Below are 3,191 nucleotides of genomic sequence, written 5' to 3' on the forward strand. Positions count from 1 at the left end.
GGGCATCGGCCTGACGCAAGCCGTCAGTGGCCACACCCAGTTTTTGCATGATGGCCGCGCGCGCAATCTGCTTGAAGCCGTGCTCTGGCATGGCGGCGAAGCTCAGGCTGCGCGTGACCAGGTTTTGTCTTTCAATGCCGAGCAGCGCGCTACGTTGCTGGCGTTTTTGAACTCACTTTAAACACTTATAAAGAATCGGGAGCCCGACATGTTCCGTCCCAAGTTGTTGTTCACCAGCCTTGCCGCACTCGCACTGGGCGCCTGTTCACCGCAGGACCCGCAAGCCGTGACATCGGCCGCCATCGCCAAATCGGTGATTCTGCCGACCTACACCCGCTGGGTTGAAGCCGACCGCCAACTGGCCGTCAGCGCCCTCGCCTACTGTGAAGGCAAGGAAAACCTCGACACCGCCCGCGCTAACTTCCTGCACGCGCAGAAAGCCTGGGCCGAGTTGCAACCGCTGCTGATCGGGCCGCTGGCCGAGGGCAACCGTTCGTGGCAGGTGCAGTTCTGGCCGGACAAGAAAAACCTGGTCGGCCGTCAGGTCGAGCAACTGGTGACTGCGCAGCCGCAGATCGATGCCGCCGCACTGGCCAAGTCCAGCGTTGTGGTTCAGGGCCTCTCGGCCTATGAATACATCCTGTTCGACAGCAAGCCGGACGTGGCCAACGACGCGCAAAAAGCCAAGTATTGCCCGCTGCTGAAAGCCATTGGCGAGCGTCAGAAACAACTGGCCGAAGAGATCCTGCAGACCTGGAACAACACCGACGGCATGCTCGCGCAAATGAGCAAGTTCCCGAACCAGCGCTACGCCGACTCCCACGAAGCCATCGCCGATCTGCTGCGCGTGCAGGTCACCGCCCTCGACAGCCTGAAGAAAAAACTCGGCACGCCGATGGGCCGTCAGACGAAGGGTGTGCCACAACCGTTCCAGGCCGATGCATGGCGCAGCCAGTCGTCCCTGGCCGGCCTGGAAGCCAGCCTCGCCGCCGCCAAAACGGTGTGGGAAGGCGTCGACAACAAAGGCCTGCGCGGTCTGTTGCCGAGCGAGCAGAAGCCGTTGGCCGACAAGATCGATGCCGCCTACGCCGCTTCGCTGAAACTGTTTGCCAGTAACCAGCGCTCGCTGACCGAAATGCTCAACGACGATGCCGGTCGCCAGCAACTCAACGATCTCTACGACAGCCTCAACGTGGTCCACCGCCTGCACGAAGGCGAACTGGCCAAGGCGCTGGGCATTCAACTGGGCTTCAACGCCAACGACGGTGACTGATGAGGACGAGTGCCATGCTGCGACGTCAGGCTCTGACTTTAGGTAGCTTGCTGCTGGGAGCAGTGACACTGGGCGGCTGGACGCTGTTCAAGCAAAAGGACAAAAGCCCGTTGCTGCTGTCGGCGCGGGACGATACCGACGGCAAGCATTACGCCGTCGGCTATCGGCTGGACGGCACCCGGGTGTTCGCCACCCAGGTCGGTCAGCGCTGCCACGACATCATCAATCACCCGACGCTGTCGATTGCGCTGTTCGTCGCCCGCCGTCCGGGTACCGAGAGTTACTTGATCGACCTGCGTGACGGCACGTTGCTGCAAACCGTGACCTCGCAGCCGAACCGGCATTTCTACGGTCACGCGGTGATTCACAAGAACGGCGACTGGCTTTACGCCACCGAGAACGATACGTCCGATCCGGGCCGTGGCTTGCTCGGTGTGTATAAATTCGAAGGTGAGCGACTGGTACACAGCGGGGAGATTTCCACCCATGGCCTCGGCCCGCATCAAGTGTCGTGGATGCCCGATGGAGAAACCCTGGTGGTGGCCAACGGCGGCATTCGCACCGAGGCCGAGAGCCGGGTCGACATGAACCTCAACGCCATGGAGCCAAGCCTGGTGTTGATGCAACGTGACGGTACGTTGCTGAGCAAGGAAACCCTCGCCCAGCAGATGAACAGCGTGCGACATCTGGGGATCGCCAGCGATGGCACCATCGTTGCCGGCCAGCAATTCATGGGGCCATCCCACGAGTCGTCGGAGCTGCTGGCAATCAAGCGTCCCGGCCAACCGTTCGTGGCGTTCCCAGTGCCCGAGCATCAGTTGCAGGCGATGGGGCATTACACCGCCAGTGTCGCGGTGCACAGCGAATTGCGCCTGGTGGCCTTGACCGCGCCCCGGGGCAACCGTTTTTTCATCTGGGATCTGGACAGCGGCGAAGTGCGCCTGGATGCGCCTCTTCCCGATTGCGCCGGGGTCGGTGCCGTGGCTGATGGTTTTGTCGTGACCTCGGGCCAGGGCCGCTGCCGCTACTACGATTGCCGCCAGACCAACCTTGTTGCAAAACCCCTTGAGCTGCCGGCGGGGCTCTGGGACAACCACCTGCACCTTATCTAAACACCGTCCTGTGTAGCAGCTGGCGCAGCCTGCGTCCGGCTGCGCAGCAGTCGTCGTTCCGGACACCCGGTTGCACCTGACACACCGAGGTGCATGGTTTTACGGCGGCTACGCCGCCGAACGCTGGCTTCGCCAGCTGCTACAGGGATAGTCCTGTGAGATGTGTCAGCTGGAATCCCCCGCGCTCTCGGGGTAATGTGCCTCTCTGTCTCACCTGATTCTCTCCAAGGAACTGGAAATATGCTGCGTCGCCGCATGCTGATCATGTTGGGTGTTGTTTTACTGATCGTGCTGGTCCTGGCCGGTTATAAAGCCTTCTCCATCTACACGATGATTCAAGGTTTCTCTGCGCCAAAACCGCCGATCAGTGTCGCTGTGGCCACGGCTGCCGAACGTCCGTGGCAAACCCGCCTGCCCACCGTCGGCACGCTCAAGGCCTTGCAAGGCGTGGATCTCAGCCTGGAGACCGACGGCACCGTCATCGATTTGCAATTCGAGTCAGGGCAGAAGGTCAAGGCCGGTCAACCCCTCCTGCGACTCGACAGTGCCGTGGAAAGTGCCTTGCTGGAAACGGCACTGGCCGACCTCGGGCTGGCCCAGCTCGATTACGGTCGTGGTAGCCAACTGGTCGGCAGCCAGGCCATTTCCAAAGGTGAATTCGACCGACTCTCGGCCGTGCAGAAAAAGAGCAGGGCCACGGTCAATCAACTCAGGGCTGCGCTCGGCAAGAAAAGCATCCTGGCGCCGTTCAGCGGGACCATCGGCATTCGGCAGGTGGACGTCGGTGACTATGTCGCCACCGGCAC

4 protein-coding genes are annotated in these 3,191 nt (G+C 61.6%); all 4 read left to right on the forward strand.

The window, feature by feature from the left end; all coding sequences use genetic code 11:
* Window positions 1–181 (forward strand): di-heme oxidoredictase family protein (locus AC1DSG_RS29525; protein ID WP_477794030.1); only part of this gene is annotated, 181 nt, incomplete at its 5' end.
* A 27-nt stretch (window positions 182–208) separates the two neighbouring features.
* Window positions 209–1,273, forward strand: a complete 1,065-nt coding sequence (locus tag AC1DSG_RS29530) for an imelysin family protein (RefSeq protein WP_477794031.1) — start codon at window positions 209–211, stop codon at window positions 1,271–1,273.
* Window positions 1,274–1,287: 14 nt separating this feature from the next.
* Complete coding sequence (locus AC1DSG_RS29535; RefSeq protein ID WP_477794032.1) at window positions 1,288–2,385, forward strand: DUF1513 domain-containing protein; 1,098 nt, start codon at window positions 1,288–1,290, stop codon at window positions 2,383–2,385.
* Between the two features lie 240 nt (window positions 2,386–2,625).
* A partial coding sequence (locus AC1DSG_RS29540) for an efflux RND transporter periplasmic adaptor subunit (protein WP_477794033.1) occupies window positions 2,626–3,191 on the forward strand: 566 nt, incomplete at its 3' end.

The sequence above is a fragment of the Pseudomonas sp. P5_A12 genome (assembly GCF_056400685.1).